3 protein-coding genes are annotated in these 2,980 nt (G+C 70.0%); all 3 read right to left on the bottom strand.

Annotated elements, in window-relative coordinates:
- On the bottom strand, nt 1–194 hold a 194-nt coding region (locus ACXJKR_RS28715; protein WP_457325739.1), incomplete at its 3' end, for a hypothetical protein.
- Nucleotides 195–291: 97 nt separating this feature from the next.
- Nucleotides 292–1,788, bottom strand: coding sequence for a tryptophan halogenase family protein (locus tag ACXJKR_RS28710; RefSeq protein ID WP_457325738.1), 1,497 nt, complete (start codon nt 1,786–1,788; stop codon nt 292–294).
- A 63-nt stretch (nt 1,789–1,851) separates the two neighbouring features.
- Nucleotides 1,852–2,980: DUF4982 domain-containing protein (locus ACXJKR_RS28705; protein ID WP_457325737.1), on the bottom strand; the 1,129-nt coding region annotated here is incomplete at its 5' end.

Raw genomic sequence — 2,980 nt, 5'->3', positions numbered from 1 at the left:
ACGATGCTCACATCCGTGATGCGGGGCTTCTCTGGGGGCGGCACGCGGGTGCGCCACATCAGCACCGCCGCCAGMAGGATGAGATGGACGATCACCGCAATGGTCAGCGCATAGCCGTTGACCCCCCGCCGCCATTGCTGCTGCTGTCCGGTTTCGGTGGTGGGCTTGCCGGCCTCGGGTGGTATCGGGTTCATGGTCTTCTACTTCAGCAACTTAAAACGGGTTCATGGGCATAGATGGGAGCCTGCCACCGCCAGCGCCAGGCGGCACGGCGGCGGGGCGGGGCGCCGTTCATGCACCGCCCCTCGCCAACACCTGGCCAAGGAAGGCCTCATGCGAGGGGAGCCGGGCAACCGACTCGGCGATGGCGTGGCGGCGCTGCTGCAGGGCCTGTCGCGCCTCGTCGGGCGGCATTTCCTGCAGAACCGGGTCGGTGCGTTCGGGCCAGTGCTGCATGCCGGCATGGATGGCCAGCCAGCTGTGCTCGTCAAAGCCCTCGTCGCCCTGCAGGTGCAGCAGGCCCAGGCGGCGCCAGGCGTCGATCTTGAAGGCCAGCGTCTCGGGCAGCTCCATCGTCGCCATGTCGCGCCACAGCGCGCTGTCGCGGCGCGCCGTGAGGCAGTAGTGAAGGATGATGAAGTCGCGGATGCGGCTGAACTCGCGCACGGCCCGCGCGTTGTAGCCGGCCACCACGCCCTCGCTGATCGGCTGACCGGACGTTAACAAGCCCATCAGGTGGCCCAGGCCACTCTGGATCAGGAAGATGCTGGTCGATTCCAGCGGCTCGAGGAAGCCCGAAGACAGGCCGAGCGCCACGACGTTGTGGACCCAGAAGCGCTCGCGGTGGCCGGTGGTGAAGCGCAGCAGCCGCGGTTCGGCCAGGGGCTTGCCGTCCAGCTGCTGCAGCAGCTGATCGCGGGCGCGGTCGGCGTCGATATGGCGGCTGCTGAAGACATGGCCATGCCCGGTGCGGCTTTGCAGCGGGATGCGCCAGGCCCAGCCGCCTTCGAGCGCGGTCGCGCGGGTGTAGGGCGTCAGCGCCGTGCCGGTGCGCTCGCAGGGGCACGCCCAGGCGCTGTCCACCGGCAGCCAGCGGCTGAAGTCGACGAAGGGTTCTTCCAGCGTTTTGCCCAGCAGCAGCGAGCCGAAGCCGGAGCAGTCGATGAAGAGGTCGCCTTCGATCTCGCGGCCATCGGCCAGCCTGAGGCTGTGAACGCCGCCGTCGGCGCGCCGCGTGACGCCGACGATGCGCCCGTCGGTGCGGCGGGCGCCACGGCCGAAGGCCAGGCGGCGCAGGAAGCCGGCATAGAGGGTGGCATCGAAGTGATAGGCGTACTTGTAGGGTGCGCGGCCCTCGTCGTCGGGCGGCACGAAGCGCCCCTGCATGGCCATGACGGTGGGCAGGCATTGCTCGCCAAGCCCGCCGAGCGCCGGGTCGGCCAGGCGCCGGTACTGGCCCCACAGCGCGTGCGGCCCCTGCATCTCGCCGAAGTCGCCGAAGGTGTGGAAGTAGCGTTCGCCCTGCACCCGCCAGTCGCGGAACTCGATCCCCAGCTTGTAGGTGCCGTGCGTGGCGCGCAGGAATTCGGCCTCGTCGACGCCGATCAGCCGGTTGTAGTTGCGGATGGACGGGAAGGTCGCCTCGCCGACGCCGATGATGCCGATCTCCTCGGACTCCACCACCTCCACCGTGCAGCGCCCCTTCAGGCCGGTAGCGATGGCGGCGGCGGTCATCCAGCCTGCGGTGCCCCCGCCCACGATGACGATGCGATTGAAGGTCTGGGTCATGAGGGGYTCTTTGGGTTCAGCTTGCCGGTTCCAGATGGGCGGTGGGGTCGCAGATGGCGCGGCTCAGAAGGCGTCGAGGGTCAGGCTGCCCAGGTCCAGGCCGTCGCCGCGGGCGCGCAGCGTGGCGCGGCCCGGGCCGCCGGTGGATTGCAGGATCACCTGCGCTTGGCCGTTGAACACGCTGCGCTGCCATGGCCCGGCGGCGGTGGACGTGCGCAGCGTCGCCCAGCGACGGCCGCCCTGGGCGTCGTCGAAGAGCTTGCGCGTGCCACCGGCTGGCGTGGCGAAGACCAGGCTGAGCGTGTTGCTATCGTTCAACTGCGCCGGGTCGAGGTCGATCACGCCCATGCCTTCCTCGGGCCGCGGCGTCACCGGGCGGCCATTCAGGTACACCTGCACACCGGGTGCGATGTCGCCCACGAACAGCGATGCGCGTCTTGCCGTCGCAGGCGGGCGCGCAAAGCTGGCATGCACCACGTTCCAGGCGCTGTCGGCCGGTTGCGCGTCGGCGGGCACCCAGGCGAAGGGGTCACGCCCCTTGGCCTCGCCGGCACCGGCCAGCAATGCCGCGGCGTCTTCCGAACGTGCCACGCCTTGCAGGCGCCAGTGGCCGAGCGCGGCGTAGCGATGGAACTCGGCCGGCTTGTCGGCCTCGTGAGAACCCGGGTCGCCGTTGCCCATGCCGATCAACCGCGCGGGGCCTGAAACCTCGAAGCTGAGGCGCTGGTTGGCGGTGGGAACGACGCGGCCTTCACGGTCGACGACGCTGACACGCACCACCGCCACGTCGTCGCCATCGGCGCGGATGCGTGCGCGGTCCGCCGTCAGCCGCACGGCGCTGCCGTCGCCGGTGGTGGTCACGGTCTCGGTCACGACCAGCTTGCCGGCCTGGTAGCCGCGCGCCGTCAGGCTGCCCGGCGCGTAGGGCACGCTCCACTGCAGATGGGCGTAGCGCGCCAGCGGCTTGCGGCCGAGCGAGCTGCCGTTCAGCAGCAGTTCCACTTCGTCGGTGTTGGCGTAGACGCGCACGTCGATGGGCTGGCCTTCTCGGCCGGGCCAGTTCCAGTGGGGCAGCACATGCACCATCGGCTCGGACGTCCAGRCAGCCTTCAGGTAGTAGCCGCTGTCCTTCAACGCACCGGTCGTGTCCATCATGCCGAACTGCGAGGAGACGGCGGGCCAGCCGTAGGGC

The organism is Roseateles sp. P5_E11, assembly GCF_054049355.1.
This window is presented reverse-complemented; position numbering and strand designations above follow the sequence as displayed.

Bases quoted from the DNA above. Each gene is read 5' to 3' on its own strand.
- ACXJKR_RS28710 (WP_457325738.1), bottom strand. From the start codon at position 1,788: ATGACCCAGACCTTCAATCGCATCGTCATCGTGGGCGGGGGCACCGCA.